We start from the raw sequence: 472 nt of genomic DNA, 5'->3' as shown, positions 1-472 counted from the left end.
TGATCTGGCTGACACCGGTGGTCTGCTCTTCCGAGGCGGCGGCGATCTCCTGTACCAGGTCGGACGTCTTGGTGATCGAGGGCACCATCTGGTCCAGCAGAGTGCCGGCGCGCTCGGCCAGGGACACACTGCTCTTGGCCACTTCACTGATTTCCTGTGCGGCCACCTGGCTGCGTTCGGCCAGCTTGCGCACTTCGGCGGCGACTACGGCGAAGCCCTTGCCGTGTTCACCGGCACGGGCGGCCTCGATGGCGGCATTGAGGGCCAGCAGGTTGGTCTGGTAGGCGATGTCATCGACGATGCTGATCTTGTCGGCGATGGTCTTCATCGCCGAGACGGTGTCGCGTACGGCCTGGCCGCCTTCACTGGCTTCGCGGGCCGCCTTGCCGGCCATGCCGTCGGTGACCTTGGCGTTTTCGGTGTTCTGGGCGATGGAGGCGGACATCTGCTCCATCGAGGCACTGGTTTCCTC

Annotated in this window: 1 protein-coding gene; it reads right to left on the bottom strand. The window is 65.0% G+C overall.

Annotated features, from left to right (window positions below):
- On the bottom strand, window positions 1-472 hold a 472-nt coding region (locus PF66_RS33650), incomplete at both ends, for a methyl-accepting chemotaxis protein (protein ID WP_239688005.1).

Origin of the sequence: Pseudomonas asplenii, from assembly GCF_001293465.1 — a bacterium.
Taxonomy (GTDB): domain Bacteria; phylum Pseudomonadota; class Gammaproteobacteria; order Pseudomonadales; family Pseudomonadaceae; genus Aquipseudomonas; species Aquipseudomonas fuscovaginae_B.
This window is presented reverse-complemented; position numbering and strand designations above follow the sequence as displayed.